Here is a 20,889-nt window from a genome sequence, read left to right on the forward strand (position 1 = left end):
AATTTATACCCCATTATTCTTTATATAATCAGTTATAATTCATTTTTTATTTACTTTAATTTTTTGGAGTTCTCCTATGCGCCCTCGTGCCATTGTATTGTTATCAGGTGGTTTAGACTCAACGACTTGCTTGGCTTGGGCGCAAGCACGCTATGAATGTATCGCTTTAAGTTTTATGTATGGTCAACGCTCAACAACTGAATTGGATGCTGCACGTAAACTGACACAACAAGCAGGCGTTGAACATCGCGTGATTAATATAGATTTGGGTAATTTAGGTGGTTCTGCATTAACTGATCATTCCATTGATGTTCCTGATCAAGAACAAGAAGGGATCCCTGTCACTTATGTTCCAGCACGTAATACGATTTTCCTGTCTTATGCACTTGCAGCAGCAGAAGTGTTTGACGCAGAAGCCATCGTAATTGGAATTAATGCGGTAGATTATTCTGGTTATCCAGATTGTCGACCAGAATTTATTGAAGCATTTGCCAATATGGCAAGATTAGCGACAAAAGTAGGTGTGGAAGGAAAACCTCTTAAATTTGAAACACCTTTACTACAATTATCCAAAGCAAATATTATTCGCTTAGGCATCGAACATGGCGTAGACTACAGTCAAACGGTGTCATGCTATCAAGCAGATGACCAAGGACGAGCTTGTGGAAAATGCGACAGCTGTCGTTTGCGTAAACAAGGTTTTGCAGATGCTGGCGTTGAAGACCCAACTCGTTATATACCGTAATAACAGGGTGCCATATATGAAAAATTTAAAATCAAACATTATTCTTTCAGCGATTGTTTCTGCTGCAGCACTTTTCGGTTCTGCGGCTCAAGCAAATGAGCCGAATAATAAAATGCAGCAAGCCTACAAAAGTACTAACGTAAAATCTGCACTGATTAATGTTTGTAAGGAAGAAACTGCTAAAGGGAACAAGCTTTCTGCTACTGAAGTCAGCAAATATTGTACATGTGCAATTGAAGCAGACGGCAAGCTAACTAATGCTCAAAAATGGGAAATCCAAAGTGCGATTAACCAAAAGAAAAGCCCTTCTACTTTAGCTATCGTGAAGAAACAGAACGCTGATCTTCAAGCATGCTTCGGCCCACAGTTAACGTCTAAGCTACAGTCGTTAACAGAGGAAGCAATGAAAGCAGCACAAGCTAAAAAATAATCGCAATTTACATAAGATAGCCACCTCGTGTGGCTATTTTTTTTGAATTCCCCTATAAATGTAGTGACAAATTTTGAGGAAAATATAATGTCTACGGAAACGATTAGTTTACCCAATCAAACATTCCTAACGACTACAGGTTCTGTGAATTTAACTGAGTTGAATACAGATTGGCTCATCATTTATTTTTATCCAAAAGATTCAACGCCTGGGTGTACAACGCAAGCTGTTGTTTTTTCATGTTTGAAAGATCAGTTTGATGCGCTTCATACCACTATTTTCGGTGTTTCTAGGGACTCAGTGAAAGCCCATCAAAACTTCACCGAAAAGCAATCTTTAACAATTGATTTGATTAGCGATAAAGAAGAAGTGCTTTGCCAACACTTTGATGTGATTAAAGAGAAAAATATGTATGGAAAAAAAGTGATGGGGATTGAGCGCTCAACTTTTATTTTTCATCAAGGAAAACTCGTTAAAGAATATCGTAAAGTCAAAGCTGCAGGGCATGCTGAACAAGTGCTTGAAGATTTAAAAGCTTTGCAAAACTAATAAAAAACCCACGATTGACGTGGGTTTCATCTACTTATAATTTTTTTTAACTACAATTAGAAATCAAAGCTTACGCCAAGTTTATAAGTTCTTGATCCACCAATCAGCGCATAATTCGAGTTAAAAGCACCTTCCCAATATTTTTTATCTGTAATGTTATCAACATTAGCTAAGAACGTCGTATTCACGCCACCAAGCTTGGTCTTATAACGTGCACCTAGATCGATGACGGTATAATCTGGAAGTTGCAAGGTATTGGTATCATTTAAATACTGTTCGCTGACATAACTTGCTCTGGCATTTAAATTTAATCCTTCGAGTTGTGGGACATCATAATCCACCCCAAGCGTTGCAGTAAAATCAGGTACACCAAAAACTTGATTTCCTTGATTCATTTGAGCTTTGGAATATTTTGCATCAATATAAGCCATACTTCCCATTAGGTTTAAATCTTCAGTAATCGCTCCAGAAAATGACCACTCAATGCCGCGTGATCGAGTTTCAGCACCATCTGTTGTAATTTGATTAATTGTTACACCATTTTCTGTATAAGGTTCAATCGACTTGCTCATCGTGCTTGGTTTTTCAATTTGATAAAGTGCCAGCGTATTCAGCCAAGTTCCATGCTGATGTTTTGCACCTAACTCATATTGCTTCGTCACAAACGGCGCAAAAGTGACTTTGTCGTTTGCATCATTGACATTATCAACGGTCGATCCTTCTGATAACCCTTCTACATAGCTTGCATATAGTGACAAGTCTTCACCAAAAGGTTTAACGACGATCCCTAAACTTGGTGAAATACGGTCTTCTTGGTAATTTTTTTTGGTCTGTAAATTATTCGTTTCAATATCTTGATAACGAGCGCCTACAATCAATTGAAGCTGATCATTCAATAATGAAATTTGATCAGTCAATGTATAACTGATGTACTTATTATCTGCTAAAGGTGCAATTTCTGGACGCTGTAAAGGCATATTGCCTTCTTTACTTGGGTCATAAAGATTGGTGTTAAAATCTACAGGAGGAGCTCCACGTCCTTTATGTTGATCCGATTTTTTATTTAAATAATCTGCACGCAATCCAACATTATGCTGTATTCCAGCAGTATCAAATTTTCCTTCAACCCCAATGTGTGCTGTTTTATTTTTTTCATTTGCACCCACTCGGTAATATTGTGAAGAGGCATCGCCGTCTTCATTCTTTACGATCATTCGTGTACCGAATAAATGACCATCATATGATTTTTCAGCATATCCTAGACCAGCAAAGGTTTTCAAATAGGGAGTAAATTGATATTCACCTGATAAGCTAGCAAATTTACTGTCAGAATTCCCTTCTAACCACGGAAAATAGTTTTGGCCACCTTTAGGCGGTGCAATGACTTTGTTAACTGTATCTTTTCCACCCAGTGCAACCATTGTCGGTGACCCACCATCGCGATTTTGCTTAATAGCATAACTATCAAAATTAATTTTAAGTTTATCCGTGGTGTAATCCGCAGCGATGGAACCAAGAACTAGGCGATCATTCATATCATTAATGATATGTTCACCATCACCATATGTACCATTGACCCGGACACCAAACTCACGGTTTGCACCAAATCGTCTTGACACATCAATACCTGATTGATAGTAGCCGCCATCTTGGTATTCTGTGTTTAGTCTTGTGATGTCTTTGTCAGCGCGTTTAGAGTTGGCAATGACCACACCACCAACGCCTCCATTCGGTGCCATACCAGCGACAATTGCATTTGGTCCTTTCAAAACTGTCACTGATTCTAAAAATTCAGTCGGCACTTTTCCGTATGGTGCAACACCATAAAATCCGTTGTAGTTCATATCCTCATGATTTAAGTCAAAACCACGAATTTTGAAGTTTTCGTTTAAATGACCTTGATTTGTCGTCAGTCGAATACTGGCATCATTTTTTAAAACATCACCTACGGTGGATGCCTGTCTTTCTCGTATTAATTGCTCCTCATATTGCGTTACAGTGAATGGTGTATCGATTAATTTTTTTTCACCTAAAGCACCCAACTTAGATACATTGCTTAATTTTCCATCTGCATATGCATTTATCGCTTCAGCTTGTGTTGTAATCGTAGGAAGTTGGTTTTGATCATTTGCCCATGTGATAGTCGCTATACCGCCACTCATCATAAGAACACTTACAGATTGAGAGAGTAATTTGATACTGTAATTTTTCATTTTCGGAACAATTAATAATAATGAGAATCATTATTATATGATTCTCATTATTATCTTTATGTGAGTTTTTGTTCATTAAATGTTGTTATCTAACGACGTACAAGCTTTAGAGGAATTTATTTAATCAATATTCATATAATTAAGTTATAGGCGATGTACCACATGATTAGAGCAATCAAAATATCCAAGGCTTGCCATGCGCGGGGATTGTGAAAGTAAGCTGATAGATATTGCGCACCAAAACCCAAACTAAAGAAAAATAACCATGATGCCGTGATCGCACCTATGGCAAACGATAATAAGTGATCTTCAAATTGCGTCGATATTGCGCCTACAAGCACGACAGTATCTAGATACACATGGGGATTCAGCCATGTGAATGCCAAGCAAAAGAGAATAATTTTAAACCATGAAACAGCCGTATGATGATCAAGACACATCGATTTTTTGGTCGAAAATGCTTGATAAAAATGATGGGCACCATATACCACTAGAAATGCGGCACCACCCCATTGTGCATACGTCATTATTTGTGGATGGCCTGAGATAAACTTCCCAAATCCAAATACGCCAGCCAAAATTAGAAGTGAGTCTGAAAAGGCACAAATGAGGCAAATGGATAAAACATATTCTTTTTTTAAGCCCTGTTTAAGCACAAAAGCATTCTGAGCACCTATCGCCATAATCAAACTTAAACTCGTTACAAAGCCATTAAACAGTACGAATAAAGACATAAAACACCTAATATTTATCATTAGGCGGATTATGAACAATTCAATCTTAAATTGAGTATTATTAAATTAATATTAAGTTCATTAAGTTTTATTAAATCATGATTTTCAATTATAAAGACTGTGTCGCGTTTATCACCGTGGCGGAAACTGGAAGTTTTGATCTGGCTGCTAAAAAGCTTTGTCTCTCTGCGGCTGCAATTACTCTTCGAATCCAACAATTAGAACGGCAGATTGGGCAAACATTAATCCTGAGAGAACGACCTTGTCGTGTGACACATTCAGGTGAAATATTGCTTGAACATTTATTAAGGCAAAAGCGTCAAGAAGAAAATGTTCTGCAGCTTATTCAGGGAAAAAGTCAAAATTCTGAGTTTTATAAAATTATCATTGGAACGAATGCAGATTCATTAGAAACTTGGCTTTTGCCTGCGATTGCTGAAAAGTTAATAGAGCATAAAATCACAATACAACTTCGAATAGATGATCAGGATCATACGCATCAATTAATGGAATCAGGCTATGTAAATGCATGTATAAGCGCTGAATCCCAACCCATGACAGGTTGCCACTCAGAATTTTTGTTCACGATGCGTTATCAAATGGTGTGTACGCCAGAATTCAAATTAGCATGGTTTAAAAACGGACTAAATCGCGATTCCTTTCGCTGTGCGCCTGCGGTCATCTTTAATGATAAAGATCATTTACATGAAACGGTTCTACTCAATCAATTTGGATTACCGCAATCTAGTTATCCATATCATTATGTCCCCTCCTCAAAGTCATTTGTCGATGCAATCCAACTCGGTTTAGGCTATGGCATGGTGCCTGAACTGCAAATTCAAGACTTACTCGATCAAGGACAATTGATTTGTTTGTTGCCTGAGGCAACACAAGACGTTGATCTATATTGGCATCATTGGAAACAGCAGTCCCCACAACTCAAACATATTACTGACATACTCATGACATTAAAAAAGCAGTGATTGAATCACTGCTTTCTTTTTATCGATTTAGTTGGCTTTCCATTGCCCTTCAAGCTTGATATTCACTTTTTCGCCAATTCCACCAATCGCTTTGCGCATACCAAAATCACTACGGTTGATGACTGTTGAAGATTGTACATTCAACACATTTGGATTCGATGCATTTGGAGTTAAAGTTGTCTCAAATGAAACTGGACGTGTCACACCACGCATAGTGAGTTGTCCATCAAATTTGTATTTATTATTTCCTAAAGCACGAATTTGATTACTTTGAAAGGTCACAGTTTTATATTTGCTTGCATGAAAGAAACTGTCACCAAAGACCATATCCTTTAAAGAGTTTTTGCTCAGTTTAAGGCTATTCACATCCATCACAAATTTAGCTGAACCTTGATTAGGCTGTGCCGGATCAAAATTCATCTGTGATTGATACTTTTGAAATTGCCCATTTACAATCGACATTCCTGCAGATCGGATATCAAAGCTGATCTTACTGCTAGGTGATAGTGTCCATGTTTGCGCTTGAGCAAAAACAGAAGCAGACAATAGCACTGTGGCCAAACTCATTTGTGTAATAGTACGCACGATTTCCCTCGGTTTTCTTGTGTTAAACACAATCATTCAATTGATGCACTCAAACTTGTACTGTCTTGACGTTGGTATTTAGTTTTAAGTTGTTGGTAAATTTCTGAATTTTGAAACGCTTGTAAAAAATGAATGGTTCCGTGGGGAAGTTCTTTTTCCATAATTTCCCCCCGATAGTATGCTTCGCGAAGTGGTGTTGCAGAAATTGCACCTTTTAAACTATCAAGTTCCAACATCTCCCATTCTGGGAAAAATTTTAGATAATAGGATGAGTCATCTTTAAAGTGACCGATTAAGCCAACTTGATCATTTGGCTGTACTACACTCGCCACTAAAGATTTGACCAATTTTTGCCATTTTTTATCATTATAAACATCAATGACGTGTACAAATTTGATTCTTGCCTGTTGATCAGGAGAAAAGTTAGACAAAATCATCTGTTCACGTTCAATGGCTAAAAATGGATTTTTTATATTCCGCTCTAATTGAGCAGAACCAAGCGCTAAAATAACATTCTGGCTATGCGTTAGCGCAATTTTAATGGTTTCCATATGTGCCAAATGAAAAGGCTGAAAACGTCCGATATAAACCAAATAATCAAATTTATAATTCATCGCCAAGTCACGTTTATGAACTGATCAGTTATGTCACTCTTCGCCAGAATACGACATAATAGATTTCATAAAATCTATATTAATTGAAAGCAAGGATAGTACGATGTCATTAAGTTGTATTCAACAACCTCATGAGCATTTAAATGCAAAATTAGAAGATGGTGTGCTGACCTTGGCGATTAATCGTCCTAAAGCCAAAAATGCATTATACGGCGAATTATACCTATGGATCGCCAAAGCCTTTGATGAAGCAGACAAAGAGCAATCCGTTCGTGTGGTCATTTTACGTGGCGAAGATGCAGACTTCAGTGCTGGTAATGATATGCAAGACTTCATGAAATCTGCGGCGATGAAAGATCAAATTCGCCCAGAAGATGGTCCTCCTTTCGTACTGTTAAAATCTGCTGCTAAATTTTCCAAACCCTTGATTGCTGCGGTACGTGGTGTGGCAATTGGAATTGGCGTAACGATCTTATTGCATAGCGACTTAGTTTATGCAGATAACACTGCTTTGTTCCAAATTCCATTTGTAAGCTTAGGTCTTTCACCTGAAGGCGCATCTAGTAAATTACTAGCACGTCAAGCAGGTCATGTGAAAGCAGCAGAACTTTTATTAACTGCTGATAAATTCGACAGTGAAAAAGCATTGGCTGCAAACTTGATCAACAGTATTGAATCTGACGTTTATGCAACTGCCGCTCAAAAAGCCACTCAACTGGCTTCACTACCACTTGCTTCTCTCGTGCAATCTAAAGCCTTAATGAAACATGATGTTGATGAAATCGTGTCCTGGATTGATCATGAAGCAGTAATCTTTATGGGGCGCGTCGGCTCTCCAGAAATGATGGAAGCTGTACAAGCTTTTATGCAAAAACGTAAACCTGATTTCACACAATTTAATTAAGCTAAAAGATCCGAGTCTCACGACTCGGTGAATACTCTCTATCTAAGGAATGGATCATGACGACTGAAAAAAAACGCTACTACGAACCTGCACCACAAGGCATTGATGTTGAAAATTTCAAAAAGGTCGTGACCAGTCGTCGATCTGTTCGGAAGTTTACAGGAAAACCTATACCGTCTGATATCCTCGATCAATGTTTAGATTTAGCACTCTTGGCCCCTAATTCATCTAACTTACAACCTTGGACTTTTTATGTTGTCCAAAATCCTGAAAAGAAACAAAAGATTGTAAAAGCGTGTCTAAATCAATGGGCTGCGCGCACAGCGGCTGAATTGATTGTCTGTGTCGCACGTACAGATCGAATTAATGAAATGGCAAAGCTGAATATTCAAGAATTTCCATTTCCTGAGATTCCTCCACTCGTCAAAAAATATTACACCTATATTCCACTGAATTATAAAACGGGTTACTTAAATGCAATTGGTAACTTTAAGAAAGTAACTTTCAAAGTAGCACGTACTTTTGACAAACAAATGCCTGTTACCGCTTTTACACCTGCGGATGCCAAACTTTGGGCAGCGAAGACAACAGCTTTAGCCTGCGAAAATCTTGTACTCGCGCTCAGAGCTTATGGATTCGACAGTTGTATGATGGAAGGTTTTGACGAACCTTTAGTATGTAAAACATTGGGGCTCAATGCTAAAGAGTTTCCAATTATGGTCATTGGTGCGGGAGAGCGTGCTGAAGATGGTGTGTTCTTCCCACAATATCGTTTCGATCGAGACTTATTTATTCAAAAAGTTTAAATGTAATATCACACATTTTTGATGACTTATTTTTCGTGTTGACACTTCAAACAATTGCTTACTGTTTGTAGTGTCAATTTTTTTCTTTTATCTCGATTTATATTTTTGATTGTATTTTTCCAAAAATGATTTTAAGCCAAAATATTAATTGAGAATAAGATGAAAATTAAACTTCCCTCAAGCATTGTTAAACATATAGATCATTCAGCTCTAGTAAATGGTCAAGCTTTTGATGCAAACACTGCGATCCACACACCTCTCGGAAAATATACCTGTGTACACTACGGGATCATGATTCCCAATCTACCTGCCCCATTCAACTTCTTAAATATGATTGTGGTTGCAGGACAACCTCTCGTTAAAATATTCAGAAATTCTCATTTAATAAAAACTTCAGATTTAGATACCGCAAATCTATTAATTGGTACTGCTGCAACGCAGCCTAATTTATTTTCTGGATATAGTATACAGCATGAATGTTTACTGGCGACTAATGGTCAATATCTCAAATTCGGTAATGACTTAGTTATAGAGGTTAACTACCCAGACATTAAAGCAACTCGCCAAGGTCATGCTTTCAATTATGAACTTAAATTAAAAGCGACTGATAAAATCGCACATTTCGTTAAACTCGCCGGAAGCATGTATGAACATTGGTCACTGCTTTGTGAGTACCAAGGATATTTAGAACTCGATGGGCAGAAAACTCAGGTTCAAGGTCTATGCACCTTCGAATATGCACGTGGTGTCAATATCAACATTCCCATTCGATTTTTTACTTATCAAATCTTAAATATTAATAACCACACTCAAGTCTTATTTGTGGACACTCATGGTCCAATGGGTTTAGTTTTGCAAAGTCGTGTTTACGTTCGTTCTGTAGATCATCATGGAGGAATATACGAACGAGGGCTTAAATCTGTCGTGCATGAATATGAGCCTGAACCTGTAACTACACCAAATGGCATTAAAATGCGTTTACCTCGAGTCTTTGAATGGCAAGTCAATGATGATCAAGGCAATCTTTTGATTTCTATTTATGGCAAGGCCAATGGCGACTTTAAATATGGTATGGCTGGCGGTTATGCAGGTAGTTACCAATATTCAGGTCAATTCAAAGGTCAGCATATTCAGGGTCGAGGTTATATTGAGTATATTGATCCTATAAGCAATTAAGCGCTTCAAAATAAACTTTCAATAATTAAGCCTCATGAGATGGGGCTTTGACATTTAAAGACATGTTCATTCATTCAAATTATTTCTAAACTCATTTCAACATTATAATTTCAGCATTTTAAACTGAGGATAGAGCATCCTTAGTTTTTCCAATGCATGACTTGAGTCTTGAATATCGGTATGAGCGCAAGAAAAAGTAAAATCAGAACCGATGCTGGTATTTTTCCAAGCATGGTATACGAGACAATGCAAAATATGGGCGTTGATGTGGATTTAATATTTTCGCAATTAAATGCGTTACAACATCCAATCGACTATCCTCAACGCGATTTAAGATATGACAATCGTGTTCAAAAAAAATTCTGGGAACTCACAGAAGTTATTACACAAAATTCCAATATTGGTTTAACTGTCGGTCACCATCTCCCCACTTTTCGTGGTCAACTTTTTGAATACATTTTTTTAAGTAGTGCAAATTTTGGCGATGCATTAAAAATAGCAATGAAATACTATCAATATTTCACTACAGGATTGGATATTGAACTTCACATAGGAGATGACACCGTTACCCTAAAAGGTTTTCATCACCCTGTCCGTCATTATTTAGAATGTACGATTACCATTGTTTTATCTTTTTTTGATTATATCAGTCAGGGAAAATTTCAAGCACAAGAAATTTGGCTCAGCTACGACAATACAGAATTTCAGGACTTATATCATGAGCTATGGCATTGCCCAGTTTATTTTAATCAGCCTTATGGTTGTATAAAATTCAAAGCAGAAATTCTAGAATATGCCTCTCCGTCTGCTCAGCCTGATTTATTTCTGTTACATCAAGCTATCATTGAGAAGCACATTGAACTTGTAGATAAACATGAACTAGTCATTCAAATTGAAGAGGCTTTAGGCGAACAACTAAAATTAAGACAATTCGCTCTAGAAGATATCGCAAGAATTCTTAAACTCTCCCCGCGTAAAATCCAAATTTCACTCAAAGATATTGGAACTAATTACGAGAATGTTCTAACGTCATTCAGACAAAAACTTGCTCGTCAGTTACTAGCGAAAACCGCACTCAAACATGATGAAATTGTCTATTTAACAGGGTTTTCAGAGCCATCAGCCTTTTCTCGAGCCTTCAAATATTGGACAGGAGAATCTCCATCCTCGTATCGTCAGCGCATACAAAATTCAACCGATCATGGGTCAATAGAGATAATGTGTAAGAATTCAAAAGCTGGTTCTTCATAAGGATGACTGGCTTTTAATGCACGTGCCACTTCTATGGCTTTATCTTCAGGCACAATAGTTTCTACACGCCACTCTTCAACTTGTTCAAGCTCTCCGACTTGACCTATAAATGGTTGAGCCCCATTGACAGGTTTAAATTGACCTAAGCCCTTGACCTGCCAAGCGCATTGCTCATAATCACCGATCCCGCCTGCACCTGCTTCAAATACTGCCTGTTTCGTCAACTCTAGATGTGATTCTGGTACAAAATAGATCAGTTTAAGCATGAATAACCTCTTCCACTCTTTTCCGCTCTGTTGTCATTTGCATAAGGGCTTCAGTAATCATTTTCAATGCAATATTGTTTGAATGACGATGATAATTCGCATATAGACCAAGCTGTGGTAATTGCTCATCTGTTTTCACAATTTTGATATTATGATTTAAAAACTTCAGGAGGTATTCGGGAGCAAAACTAAAGCCCATTCCCAAATTAATCAGATTGATATGCTGTAATACATTAGTCACCCACAGCATTTGATCATCCATCTTTTCGAAGGGAACTAGAACATTTAATTTGTCATAGAATATTGGTGAAGCATTTTGTTCACACATAATGACTGATGAATTTTTTAATTCTTGTAGTTTCAATGTCCGTTCTGAAGGATGAAGATTGTCTGCAGCCACCAAATAAATTTGTTCTGTCAAAATATGGATATCTTCATAATCTGAATGATCCATTTTGTATCGAGTAAAACATATATCAAGTTCAGCATTTCTAAGTTTTTGTATTTGCTCAGTACAAGTCAAACTGTGTAAATGAATTTTAAGATTTGGAATATTCTTTTTTAACTGTGCCAGAATGCTAGGCATCAGTTTCAGTTCAGCCACATTCAAAAATCCAATGTGAATCTGATTATTCTTTTGCTGAGCGACCTGTCTAGCTGCAGCTACAGCTTGCTTGGCATTGTCCAGCGTCAAAGCTGCGTATTTTAAAAATGCTTCCCCCTCATCAGTCAGTTTGACTTTACGAGTGGTCCGATCAAATAAAGTAACACCGACTTCCTGTTCAAGATCTTTAATTTGCTGACTGAGTGATGGTTGTGCGGTATAGAGCTTTTCGGCAGCTTTAGTAAAGCTTTGCTCTTGAGCAACAGTCATAAAATACCGTAAATGTCGTAATTCCATATCTCAATCAGCCCATCGTGCATAAGTGCACGTTCATTACTTTGAATTTTATATAGATCGATAGTTTATATGAATACGACTATAGATCACTGCACTTTTTTTCTAGACTGACTCAATTCAAAAACTCTCCCCATGTATTCAATTCATTTAGGAAAAAGCATGTCTCAACATTTTGACACTGATGTTCTTGTCATTGGTACTGGTCCTGCTGGTTCAACTCTGGGGCTTGCCCTTGCCAATTATGGCGTCAAAGTTCAATTGTTTACCCAGTTTAATTGGTTAGCCAACAGTCCTCGTGCACATATTACTAATCAACGTGCCATGGAAGTCCTCCGTGATTTAGGTATCGAAGAACAGGTGAAGGAAATCGCAACACCTTGGGAACACATGGGTGAAAGCCTGATCACAACCAGTTTAGTCGGCGAAGAAATTGCCCGTATCAGTGCTTGGGGCACAGGTGATGAGCGTCATGGCGATTATATCAAAGGAAGTCCATGCCCTTTAGTGGATCTTATCCAACCTAAAATGGAAGCGCTGCTCGTTAAAAATGCGGCTAAGCGTGGCGCTATTTTTAACTTCAATACTGAATATTTATCTCACGTACAAGATGAACACGGCGTGACTGCAACATTCCTCAATCATATTACCAATACCGAATTTAGTTTACGTGCAAAATACTTGGTGGGAATGGACGGTGCACGTTCAAAAGTTGTCGAACAATTGGGATTACCACTTGAAGGCGTTATGGCGCGAGCTGGTACAGTGTATGTGACCTTTAAGGCGGACTTATCTAAATATGTTCAGCACCGCCCTGCTATTTTGCAATGGATAGTCAATCCTGAAGCAAGTTTTGGTGATTTAGGTATGGGGCTATTGCGTGCCATCACCCCATGGAATGAGTGGATTATGGGTTGGGGCTTCGATATTTCTAAGGGCGAGCCTCAAGTGACTGCAGAGCAAGTTCGTGCACGTTTAGATGCTTTCGTTGGTGAGCATGTTGAAGATGTTGAAATTCAAAAATTGTCTTATTGGTACGTGAACCAAACATGGGCAACTGAATATTCGAAAGGTCGTGTATTCTGTGGTGGTGATGCAGTGCATCGTCACCCACCATCAAGTGGTCTAGGCTCAAACACCTGCATGCAAGATGCCTTTAATCTCGGTTGGAAACTTGCATATGCAGTTAAAGGTTGGTCTCAACCTACGCTTCTCGATTCTTATACCGTTGAACGTGCGCCTGTAGGTAAGCAAATTGTTGCGCGAGCAAACCAATCACGATTTGATTATAAACACCTCAAAGAAGTTTTTGGTTTTGATCAAGGTGTAACAACCCAAAAGCAAATGCTGGAGCGTATTTTTGCTGAAAATGAACAAGGCGCTGAAATACGTACAAAACTCTACAATGCATTAGCAATTAAAAATTTTGAATTTAATGCTCAAGGTGTTGAACTGAATCAGCGTTATAGCTCAAATGTGGTCATCTCTGAATCAGAACCTGAAGTCTTTAAACAAGATGAACAACTTTACCTTCAAGCCACTACACGCCCAGGAGCAAAAGTACCGCATACTTGGCTCATCAATGCTAAAGGTCAAAAAGTTTCAACTTTAGATATTACGGGCAAAGGTCGTTTTACCTTACTCACTGGCCTGTCAGGCAAAGGCTGGAAACAAGCTGCTGAACAGCTTAATCTTGAGTATTTAGATGTCATTCAAATCGGTTCAAGAGATTATCGTGATGTCTATGGTACATGGAATGCGAAGTCTGAAATTCATGAATCTGGTGCTGTTTTAGTACGTCCAGATGGCTATGTTGCTTGGCGTTATCAAGACAGTACAAATGAATCTTTTGATTTTGAAAATACTTTGAGAGCAGTTCTGAAACAGATCCAACTTACTGTTTAAACGAATAAAGCCACCGTTAGGTGGCTTTATTCTGCTGAATTTTTTGGCTAACGTCAGGATTAATAAACAAAGTGTCTTATGATCATGGTCGAAATTTGTTAGATATGTTTATTTGACTTCCTTCATCCTATATACACACAGCTTAACTTGGTATTTCCCTGAGGTGTTTCATCCAAGCTCAGCTCACTAATCCACTTCTCGCCAAAGTATTTTTTCAGTTGATAAAGTACAGTCGATGGGTGACCTTGAAAAATAAAATAATAAGCGCCTGATTCACTCTCTGAAGTTTTAATTGCTTGAAATGCAATTTTGATGACTCGCACACCATACTTTTTAAAGTTCACAGCAAAATCATCTTGAACCATATGTTTGGTTTTATAATTCTTATAAGCATAAACACCCTTATAAATATTATGGGCTAATTTTAATTCGTGGTTTGTCTGATTTACCTTAATTCCACGCTTTTTTGTTCATTAAGATCATTTGAAATTTGAAAGATTTGCGCTGACGCTTGACAGTTTAAAGAATTTAAATTCATCAGTTTATCAACTGTAATATTTGTTGGATAAGCATGACTGCACATAAGTGCCAAGCCTGTTAAGATCAATATTTTTTTCATAGTGACTATTCTAAAATCTAAAATTTATAAAACATTAAAACCACGAACAATCTGATGACTCGATTGAGTTTTAAAGTTAAATAATAGTTACTCAGTTTAATTAGGTATTTTTAAGCTCCAAATATATTATTCATATAAATTCAACAATTTAAAAAATATTTTACTCTACAAAATTCTTTATTTAATTGTTTATTGAAATAGTAGAATTAACTTATAGAGGGCTTTTGATAAAAATCTGCCTCACTACTTGTGAGTGACTGTTTGGATATATTCCGTTATTGAACAAAATAGTCATTATTAAGTTTTATTTATACAAATTATCATTAAAGCAAAAAAATTAGCTGAGTATTCAAAGGATTGTCACATTTCTTTCATATCATGACATGGTTCAATTATGAACATATTATAATGAAAGGAGTTTAAAATGAATAAGTTAATTTTATCATCCCTACTTTTAGGTGTGTCTGTTCCAGCGCTCGCTGACTTTAATTGTAACGGTGTAATTAAGAATAAAACCATTGATGACAATATAAAAGTGAAACAACCATGTACGCTTGATCAAGTTACGGTCAAAGGCAATGTAATGCTCTATTCAAATGCGCAAGCAACTATTTTAAATAGCACGATTGACGGTAACCTCGAATCTAAAGGAAATTTTGGTCAAGTGACGGCTAAAAACAATAGCATTGACGGCAATATTCAACTTGAAAAAGGTAAAACGATCCAACTGCACAATAACCGTGTAGATGGCAATATTGAACTTAAAGAAAATCGTTCAAGCATTCAGGTTACTGCAAATCAGGTCGATGGTAATTTAAAATGTGAGTCAAATAGCCAAACTCCAAAAGGCGGACAAAACCGCGTTAAGGGGGACAAAGAAGGACAATGTCGTAGCTTGTAATCATTTATTCTATCAGCATCAACTTAAAGATTCATTAACTGAGCTTTAAATTCGAATTTAAAGAAAGCCACCTTAAGGTGGCTTTTTTTTACGCAGTTAAGAAATAACCTGCAATTAAAAATAGGATTTGAAGACTGGTCACAAAAGCGAATAGCTTCCAGCCTTTTTGCCTCAACTCGTGTTTGTTCAGTATCATCATTGTTTTGGTCATATCGTCACCTCATACCTGAGTTAAAAACGAACCACATTAAATTCTTACTTATTATGGTTAGCTATATGTCCAATAAATACACTTGTCCTAACCTCTATATAAAAGCAAAAACCAAACCAAGTCCAGTGGGAGAAAGATTTTGAAACCAAATCTATAAAAGAAAAAACCACCAAAATGGTGGCCGAATAAGCTCATGTTAGCGAATCTACATTTATTTTTCCATAAGGTAAATTTAAGATACTATTTAACAATGCTTTTTATTAATAAATTTATTCATTATTTATCTTTTAAGCTCCACGTTGAAAATAAAAAAACCGACATTGATCCAGCTAAATTGACTGCCAATTCAGCATGACGCGATGCAGGCTTAAAATTCTTTTTGCCCTGACCATGTGCATCCCCTACTTTGTTTCTCAATGATCCTAAGCCTTCAATCACTGAACTACATCCTCCAAGAATCTGTTTAAAAGTTTGTTCTGTGTGTTGAGAAGGCGCTAAATTTAATTCTTTACTGACTAATCTATACAGTTGATTAATATCAGGTGCATTTCCATAGTCAACTTGATGTTCATCAAGAATATATTTACAAGTCGACTCTAAAAGTGTCCTTGCTAATGTAATAGCACCATCAGGATCAGTTACTCTCCGCTCTAATGCTTTCTGCCATATTTGATGAATATAATCAGAACTTAATTCGTTAATTCTCAACTCCACTACTTGATCTAAGGGAGAAGTATTTCGTCTTTGTAAAACATTCAATAACTCTTTAAATTCTGAATAAATATAATTCTCACGTTCCACATAAGATTTAAAATCCCATTTAATTCTCGCTTCAAACTCATCTAAGGTATTTGTATCTTTAACAATAAATGGAATATATCCATAGAGGTTTTTTTTATCAGCAATTCTTTTCTAAGCTCTTTAAATGCCTCTGAAGCACCTTTTTCATAACTATCTGTAGCCCTAGCTATTAGCAATTCACGCAAGTGTAATACTTTTTCAATTAAACCAGACATTTGAGAACTCTTTATTTGTTTTCAACTCAATTCTACATCTTCAAAACAATAATTTACTTATGAAAAAGCCACCTTATGGTGGCTTTTTCAATCTATTGATTTAATCAACCAATAAACTTACGAGCATTACGGAACATACGTAACCATGCACCATCTTGATCCCAATCTTCAGGTTTCCAAGAGTGCTGAATCGCACGGAAGTTACGCTCTGGATGAGGCATCATAATCGTTGCACGACCATCAGTTGAAGTCACACCTGTAATTGCTTCAGGTGAGCCGTTCGGGTTCAATGGGTAATGTTGAGTTGGATTACCTTGGCTATCAACATAACGTAAAGTCACTTGATTACCCGCATTCAATGCAGCAATAGAGCTGTCCGCTGCAACAACGCGACCTTCACCATGCGCCACAGCAATTGGTAAAATCGAACCTTCCATACCTTCTAACAGTACAGATTTAGATTTTTCAACACGAACGTTTACAGCTCGCGCTTCAAACATTTCTGATACATTACGATGGAAACGTGGCCAGTTTTCAGCACCTGGAATGAGTGGAGCCAATTGAGACAACATTTGGCAACCGTTACAGATCCCGAGTGAGAACGTTTCTTGACGGTTAAAGAATTTCTCAAATTGATCACGAAGTTTAGGATTGAATAATACTGACTTCGCCCAACCACCACCAGCGCCTAAAACGTCACCGTAAGAGAAACCACCACATGCCACCAAACCTTCAAATTCATCAAGGCTTACACGACCAGCAAGTAGGTCACTCATATGGACATCAATCGTATTGAAACCAACTTTATCGAATGCAGCTGCCATCTCGACATGACCGTTTACACCCTGCTCACGCAAGATTGCCATATTCGGACGACGTGTATTGATATACGGTGCTTCAACTTCTTCATTCAAATCGAATGTCGCTTTTGCAATAAGACCTTTATGATCTTTATTCGCAATTAAACTATATTCTTGATCTGCAGTTTCCACGTTGTCACGTAAACGTTGAATCTGATGTGACACTTCAGTCCACGCTTGTTGCAGTTCAACACGATCAAGCATTAAACCATTGATCGTTAGCGTATCAGTAGTATTCACTGTACCAACGACACTGATCGCATCTTTTAAACTTGATGCTGCAACTTCAGCCTGTAGTGCATCCCAGTCTGCTTTAGCAATTTGTAATACCGCACCAATTTCTTCAGCAAATAAGCTTGCTACAGACTGATCTTCTAAAGCCACACCTAAACGTGAAGCGAACATCATCTCTGCAACAGTTGCGATTAAACCACCATCACCGATGTCATGGTAAGCCTTGATTAAGCCACGGTTGTTCCAATCTTGCACCAATGCAAAGAATGCTTTGAAGTCATCGAAGCTATCTACGTCAGGCGTTACAGAACCAATTGCTTTATACACTTGCGCAAGGATCGAACCACCTAGACGGAATTGACCTTTAGACAAATCAATACGTACAAGTACTGAATCTAAGTTTTTCAATTCTGGTGTTAATGTCTTACGCACATCAGTCACTGGTGCAAATGCTGTGATCACACCTGACATTGGAGAAGTTACAGACTTATCTTCACCTTCGTCATTCCAAGTCGTACGCATCGATAAAGAATCTTTACCTACAGGAATTGCGATACCAAGCGCAGGACACATTTCCATACCGATGGCTTTTACACCTTCGAATAATGCTTGATCTTCGCCTACTTGACCTGCTGCTGCCATCCAGTTCGCAGACAATTTAATGTCGCTGATTTTCTCGATTTTTGCAGACATGATGTTCGTAATTGACTCAGCCACTGCTAAACGTGCAGATGCCGCAGGATTTAACAATGCTACAGGTGGACGTTCACCCATTGCCATTGCTTCGCCTGTGTAGCCCACTAAACTTGTTGTTGTTACCGCAGCATCCGCTACAGGCACTTGCCATGGACCAACCATTTGGTCACGTGCAACCATACCTGTAATTGAACGGTCACCAATGGTAATTAAGAATGATTTAGACGCAACTGTTGGATTCTTAATCACACGGTAAATCGCATCTTTAAGATCAGTCACTTTAGCCGCATTAAAATCATCACCGTGACGTTCGATACAGTCATAAGCGCGGCTCATACGTGGCGTACCACCTAAGATCACTTGCATTGGTACATCAACTGGGTTGTTACCAAACAAAGGATCTTCAACCGTTAAATGACGCGCTTCAGTCGCTTCACCTAATACGGCAAACGGACAACGTTCACGCGCACAGATTGATTCAAATAATTCTAATGAAGATGGACGGATCGCCAATACATAACGCTCTTGCGCTTCATTTGACCAAATTTCCATTGGCGCCATACCTGGCTCCAATGATGGTACTTTACGAAGATCAAGTTTTGCACCTAATTCGTGGTCATTTACCAGTTCAGGCATCGCATTTGAAATACCACCTGCACCCACGTCATGTACAGACACGATTGGGTTGTGGTCTTCCATACGCCAGCAGGTATCAATGACTTCTTGGCAACGACGTTCCATTTCTGGGTTTTCACGTTGTACAGAAGCAAAGTCTAAGTTCTCGCCCATTGTACCGCTATCTACAGAAGAAGCAGCACCACCGCCAAGACCGATGAGCATTGCAGGACCACCAAGCACGATCAATAAATCGCCCGGTTGGATCGCATCTTTTTCAACATGGTCAGGACGGATGTTACCGTAACCACCAGCAATCATAATTGGCTTATGGAAACCTTTTACATCTCCATTTACATTTTGCTCGAATGTACGGAAGTAACCATTTAACGCAGGACGACCAAATTCGTTGTTAAAGGCAGCACCACCCAATGGACCTTCAATCATAATTTGAAGTGGAGATGCCATACGAGATGGTTTACCGTAGTTTTCTTCCCATGGCTGTTCGAAGCCTGGAATATTCAAGTTAGATGTAGTGAAACCTGTTAAGCCTGCTTTTGGCTTACCACCACGACCTGTTGCACCTTCATCACGGATTTCACCGCCCGAACCTGTTGCCGCACCTGCAAATGGTGCAATCGCTGTAGGATGATTGTGGGTTTCCACTTTCATTAAGATGTGGGCAGCTTGGCTCTTATATTTATAAACATAATGACCGTTTTCATCTTTTTTCGGATAAAAACGTTGCGTATCAAAACCAACAATCACTGAAGCATTGTCTTTATATGCTGACAATACATCTGTAGGTGATTCTTTATAGGTATTTTTAATCATTTGGAACAATGACAATGGTTGGACTTCACCATCAATTGTCCATTCTGAACCAAAGATTTTATGACGACAATGCTCAGAGTTCGCTTGTGCAAACATCATGAGTTCAATGTCATGCGGATTGCGACCTAACTTGATAAATGCATCAGTTAAGTAATCAATTTCTTCATCCGATAAAGCAAAACCAAATTCAGAGTTTGCTTTAACGAGCGCTTCTTTACCTTGACCTAGAATATCAATCGAGTTCAGCGGTTTTGGCTCAGTTTCAGTGAATAAAGCAGCAGCATCGTCAATTTGATTGAAAACACTTTCTGTCATTCGGTCATGCAGAATTTGCTTAATTTCATTTGAAACGTCTTTTACACCCTTCAAAGTAAACAAAACACCGCGTTCAAGACGATGAACCGGTGTGTTGCAGTTCGCGAAAATATCGGTCGCTTTTGAAGACCACGGCGAAATTGTGCCTACGCGTGGAGTGACTAAGATTTGAATCTCATCTGTGGCTGCTTGGCGTAATTCAAATGACGCACCATCATTTAGAAGCTGTAAAGCGGATTGCTGTTGTTGCTCGTTGAGCGCTTGGTCGAATAAATAAACCCATTGACTTTCTATTGATTGAACCGAACTAATTGACTGTAAACGAGTTAATAGTTGCGTTTGCTTAAAAGAAGAGTGTGCTGGTGCACCGGCCACGATAAACATGCTGATTTTGGCTCCACGGGATGGTCTTTTGAACCATGCCACAATGTGACTTGAAGAGAGCGCATATTCTACTGTGTATTGCAAAATTCAGCTAGATAGCAAAACTGCTTTAAGACATATTTTCGATCGAGTTTACGAATAAATC

General features: G+C 38.1%; 21 protein-coding genes. 10 read left to right on the forward strand and 11 right to left on the reverse strand.

Annotated features, from left to right (window positions below; all coding sequences use genetic code 11):
* The first annotated feature begins 76 nt into the window (after positions 1-76).
* The 3 genes from queC to AC1M9N_RS06655 all read left to right on the forward strand — a co-directional run bounded on the left by queC (position 77) and on the right by AC1M9N_RS06655 (position 1,724).
* The gene (gene queC / locus AC1M9N_RS06645) at positions 77-745 is read left to right on the forward strand and encodes a 7-cyano-7-deazaguanine synthase QueC (protein WP_180028449.1); all 669 of its coding nucleotides are present in this window, start codon (positions 77-79) and stop codon (positions 743-745) included.
* Between the two features lie 16 nt (positions 746-761).
* Entirely contained in the window at positions 762-1,175 is a 414-nt protein-coding gene (locus AC1M9N_RS06650) for a hypothetical protein (protein WP_481590297.1), read from the forward strand.
* An 87-nt stretch (positions 1,176-1,262) separates the two neighbouring features.
* Positions 1,263-1,724, forward strand: coding sequence for a peroxiredoxin (locus tag AC1M9N_RS06655; RefSeq protein ID WP_481954472.1), 462 nt, complete (start codon positions 1,263-1,265; stop codon positions 1,722-1,724).
* 56 nt (positions 1,725-1,780) lie between these two features.
* On the opposite strand, the gene AC1M9N_RS06660 is transcribed toward AC1M9N_RS06655, so the two are convergent.
* Both AC1M9N_RS06660 and AC1M9N_RS06665 read right to left on the reverse strand, forming a co-directional pair.
* A complete protein-coding gene (locus tag AC1M9N_RS06660; protein WP_481954473.1) occupies positions 1,781-3,937 on the reverse strand; it encodes a TonB-dependent receptor in 2,157 nt (718 codons plus the stop codon).
* Positions 3,938-4,068: 131 nt separating this feature from the next.
* On the reverse strand, positions 4,069-4,671 hold the full coding sequence (locus AC1M9N_RS06665) for a LysE/ArgO family amino acid transporter (RefSeq protein ID WP_481613993.1): 603 nt from the start codon (positions 4,669-4,671) through the stop codon (positions 4,069-4,071).
* Positions 4,672-4,772: 101 nt separating this feature from the next.
* Between AC1M9N_RS06665 and AC1M9N_RS06670 the strand changes: the two genes are divergently transcribed.
* Entirely contained in the window at positions 4,773-5,654 is an 882-nt protein-coding gene (locus AC1M9N_RS06670) for a LysR family transcriptional regulator ArgP (RefSeq protein ID WP_481614022.1), read from the forward strand.
* 27 nt (positions 5,655-5,681) lie between these two features.
* Here the strand turns inward: AC1M9N_RS06670 and AC1M9N_RS06675 are convergent, their stop codons facing one another.
* Positions 5,682-6,239, reverse strand: coding sequence for a YceI family protein (locus AC1M9N_RS06675; protein ID WP_481591406.1), 558 nt, complete (start codon positions 6,237-6,239; stop codon positions 5,682-5,684).
* Positions 6,240-6,271: 32 nt separating this feature from the next.
* Positions 6,272-6,853: a nicotinate-nicotinamide nucleotide adenylyltransferase gene (locus AC1M9N_RS06680; RefSeq protein WP_481954474.1), complete on the reverse strand. Its 582-nt coding sequence runs from the start codon at positions 6,851-6,853 to the stop codon at positions 6,272-6,274.
* 103 nt (positions 6,854-6,956) lie between these two features.
* On the opposite strand from AC1M9N_RS06680, the gene AC1M9N_RS06685 reads away from it, so the two are divergent.
* The 4 genes from AC1M9N_RS06685 (at position 6,957) to AC1M9N_RS06700 (ending at position 10,990) form a co-directional block, all read left to right on the forward strand.
* A complete protein-coding gene (locus AC1M9N_RS06685) occupies positions 6,957-7,757 on the forward strand; it encodes an enoyl-CoA hydratase-related protein (protein ID WP_481954475.1) in 801 nt (266 codons plus the stop codon).
* A 56-nt stretch (positions 7,758-7,813) separates the two neighbouring features.
* Positions 7,814-8,563 carry a nitroreductase family protein gene (locus tag AC1M9N_RS06690; protein ID WP_092767080.1) on the forward strand — a complete coding sequence of 250 codons (750 nt, stop codon included), beginning with the start codon at positions 7,814-7,816 and terminating at the stop codon, positions 8,561-8,563.
* Between the two features lie 159 nt (positions 8,564-8,722).
* Positions 8,723-9,739 carry a DUF6670 family protein gene (locus AC1M9N_RS06695; protein WP_481954476.1) on the forward strand — a complete coding sequence of 339 codons (1,017 nt, stop codon included), beginning with the start codon at positions 8,723-8,725 and terminating at the stop codon, positions 9,737-9,739.
* Between the two features lie 180 nt (positions 9,740-9,919).
* A complete protein-coding gene (locus tag AC1M9N_RS06700; protein WP_481954477.1) occupies positions 9,920-10,990 on the forward strand; it encodes a helix-turn-helix domain-containing protein in 1,071 nt (356 codons plus the stop codon).
* On the opposite strand, the gene AC1M9N_RS06705 is transcribed toward AC1M9N_RS06700, so the two are convergent.
* Positions 10,939-11,256 carry a YqfO family protein gene (locus AC1M9N_RS06705; protein ID WP_092767083.1) on the reverse strand — a complete coding sequence of 106 codons (318 nt, stop codon included), beginning with the start codon at positions 11,254-11,256 and terminating at the stop codon, positions 10,939-10,941. The genes AC1M9N_RS06700 and AC1M9N_RS06705 overlap by 52 nt on opposite strands.
* Complete coding sequence (locus AC1M9N_RS06710) at positions 11,249-12,157, reverse strand: LysR family transcriptional regulator (RefSeq protein WP_481954478.1); 909 nt, start codon at positions 12,155-12,157, stop codon at positions 11,249-11,251. The genes AC1M9N_RS06705 and AC1M9N_RS06710 overlap by 8 nt, the downstream gene beginning before the upstream one ends.
* A gap of 159 nt (positions 12,158-12,316) precedes the next feature.
* Between AC1M9N_RS06710 and AC1M9N_RS06715 the strand changes: the two genes are divergently transcribed.
* On the forward strand, positions 12,317-14,059 hold the full coding sequence (locus AC1M9N_RS06715) for an FAD-dependent monooxygenase (protein ID WP_481954479.1): 1,743 nt from the start codon (positions 12,317-12,319) through the stop codon (positions 14,057-14,059).
* Between the two features lie 122 nt (positions 14,060-14,181).
* Here AC1M9N_RS06715 and AC1M9N_RS06720 read toward each other — a convergent pair whose 3' ends face one another.
* On the reverse strand, positions 14,182-14,403 hold the full coding sequence (locus AC1M9N_RS06720) for a hypothetical protein (RefSeq protein ID WP_481587768.1): 222 nt from the start codon (positions 14,401-14,403) through the stop codon (positions 14,182-14,184).
* A 699-nt stretch (positions 14,404-15,102) separates the two neighbouring features.
* Between AC1M9N_RS06720 and AC1M9N_RS06725 the strand changes: the two genes are divergently transcribed.
* The gene (locus tag AC1M9N_RS06725; RefSeq protein WP_481954480.1) at positions 15,103-15,579 is read left to right on the forward strand and encodes a hypothetical protein; all 477 of its coding nucleotides are present in this window, start codon (positions 15,103-15,105) and stop codon (positions 15,577-15,579) included.
* 88 nt (positions 15,580-15,667) lie between these two features.
* On the opposite strand, the gene AC1M9N_RS06730 is transcribed toward AC1M9N_RS06725, so the two are convergent.
* The 4 genes from AC1M9N_RS06730 to purL all read right to left on the reverse strand — a co-directional run bounded on the left by AC1M9N_RS06730 (position 15,668) and on the right by purL (position 20,744).
* The gene (locus tag AC1M9N_RS06730; RefSeq protein ID WP_481954481.1) at positions 15,668-15,790 is read right to left on the reverse strand and encodes a KGW motif small protein; all 123 of its coding nucleotides are present in this window, start codon (positions 15,788-15,790) and stop codon (positions 15,668-15,670) included.
* A gap of 276 nt (positions 15,791-16,066) precedes the next feature.
* Positions 16,067-16,591 carry an abortive infection family protein gene (locus AC1M9N_RS06735; RefSeq protein WP_481954482.1) on the reverse strand — a complete coding sequence of 175 codons (525 nt, stop codon included), beginning with the start codon at positions 16,589-16,591 and terminating at the stop codon, positions 16,067-16,069.
* Between the two features lie 41 nt (positions 16,592-16,632).
* Positions 16,633-16,806 carry a hypothetical protein gene (locus AC1M9N_RS06740; RefSeq protein ID WP_481954483.1) on the reverse strand — a complete coding sequence of 58 codons (174 nt, stop codon included), beginning with the start codon at positions 16,804-16,806 and terminating at the stop codon, positions 16,633-16,635.
* Positions 16,807-16,910: 104 nt separating this feature from the next.
* Positions 16,911-20,744, reverse strand: a complete 3,834-nt coding sequence (gene purL / locus AC1M9N_RS06745) for a phosphoribosylformylglycinamidine synthase (protein WP_481954484.1) — start codon at positions 20,742-20,744, stop codon at positions 16,911-16,913.
* Positions 20,745-20,889 lie beyond the last annotated feature (145 nt).

It is taken from the genome of Acinetobacter sp. ANC_7655 (genome assembly GCF_056784015.1).

Bases quoted from the DNA above. Each gene is read 5' to 3' on its own strand.
- AC1M9N_RS06725 (WP_481954480.1), top strand. From the start codon at position 15,103: ATGAATAAGTTAATTTTATCATCCCTACTTTTAGGTGTGTCTGTTCCA.
- AC1M9N_RS06660 (WP_481954473.1), bottom strand. From the start codon at position 3,937: ATGAAAAATTACAGTATCAAATTACTCTCTCAATCTGTAAGTGTTCTT.
- queC (WP_180028449.1), top strand. From the start codon at position 77: ATGCGCCCTCGTGCCATTGTATTGTTATCAGGTGGTTTAGACTCAACG.
- AC1M9N_RS06710 (WP_481954478.1), bottom strand. From the start codon at position 12,157: ATGGAATTACGACATTTACGGTATTTTATGACTGTTGCTCAAGAGCAA.
- AC1M9N_RS06715 (WP_481954479.1), top strand. From the start codon at position 12,317: ATGTCTCAACATTTTGACACTGATGTTCTTGTCATTGGTACTGGTCCT.
- AC1M9N_RS06650 (WP_481590297.1), top strand. From the start codon at position 762: ATGAAAAATTTAAAATCAAACATTATTCTTTCAGCGATTGTTTCTGCT.
- AC1M9N_RS06705 (WP_092767083.1), bottom strand. From the start codon at position 11,256: ATGCTTAAACTGATCTATTTTGTACCAGAATCACATCTAGAGTTGACG.
- purL (WP_481954484.1), bottom strand. From the start codon at position 20,744: ATGTTTATCGTGGCCGGTGCACCAGCACACTCTTCTTTTAAGCAAACG.
- AC1M9N_RS06695 (WP_481954476.1), top strand. From the start codon at position 8,723: ATGAAAATTAAACTTCCCTCAAGCATTGTTAAACATATAGATCATTCA.
- AC1M9N_RS06685 (WP_481954475.1), top strand. From the start codon at position 6,957: ATGTCATTAAGTTGTATTCAACAACCTCATGAGCATTTAAATGCAAAA.
- AC1M9N_RS06730 (WP_481954481.1), bottom strand. From the start codon at position 15,790: ATGACCAAAACAATGATGATACTGAACAAACACGAGTTGAGGCAAAAA.
- AC1M9N_RS06665 (WP_481613993.1), bottom strand. From the start codon at position 4,671: ATGTCTTTATTCGTACTGTTTAATGGCTTTGTAACGAGTTTAAGTTTG.
- AC1M9N_RS06655 (WP_481954472.1), top strand. From the start codon at position 1,263: ATGTCTACGGAAACGATTAGTTTACCCAATCAAACATTCCTAACGACT.
- AC1M9N_RS06680 (WP_481954474.1), bottom strand. From the start codon at position 6,853: ATGAATTATAAATTTGATTATTTGGTTTATATCGGACGTTTTCAGCCT.
- AC1M9N_RS06740 (WP_481954483.1), bottom strand. From the start codon at position 16,806: ATGTCTGGTTTAATTGAAAAAGTATTACACTTGCGTGAATTGCTAATA.
- AC1M9N_RS06700 (WP_481954477.1), top strand. From the start codon at position 9,920: ATGAGCGCAAGAAAAAGTAAAATCAGAACCGATGCTGGTATTTTTCCA.
- AC1M9N_RS06690 (WP_092767080.1), top strand. From the start codon at position 7,814: ATGACGACTGAAAAAAAACGCTACTACGAACCTGCACCACAAGGCATT.